Source organism: Pseudoalteromonas sp. BSi20652, from assembly GCF_000239855.1.
In the GTDB taxonomy this organism is placed as follows: Bacteria; Pseudomonadota; Gammaproteobacteria; order Enterobacterales; family Alteromonadaceae; genus Pseudoalteromonas.
The window spans coordinates 1-280 of record NZ_BADT01000152.1 but is presented as its reverse complement, the minus strand read 5'-3'; the positions used below and the strand labels follow the sequence as shown (position 1 = coordinate 280).

At 41.4% G+C, this 280-nt stretch carries 1 protein-coding gene; it reads left to right on the top strand.

Annotated elements, in window-relative coordinates:
• Positions 1-280: transposase (locus P20652_RS18525; RefSeq protein WP_033017623.1), on the top strand; the 280-nt coding region annotated here is incomplete at both ends.

Sequence of the window (280 nt, the reverse complement as noted above, 5' to 3'; positions counted from 1 at the left end):
ACGATTATTTACCTCAGATGATTTTCATTATAATGAAGCAACCCAAACTTGCCGCTGCCCCGCAGGCAATGCCATGTGGCGAAGTGGTATCAATGTAAAAAGCCACAACCAGCAATACACGCGATTCTGCGGTTATTTAAAAGACTGTAAAACGTGCCCGCTACAGCAGCAATGCATGCGAAAGCCACCCATTAAAACGGGGAGACAAGTACAGTTTATAAATAATGAATCACGCAAAAAGCTGAGCTATGTAGACAAAATGAAAGTAAAAATAGACAGT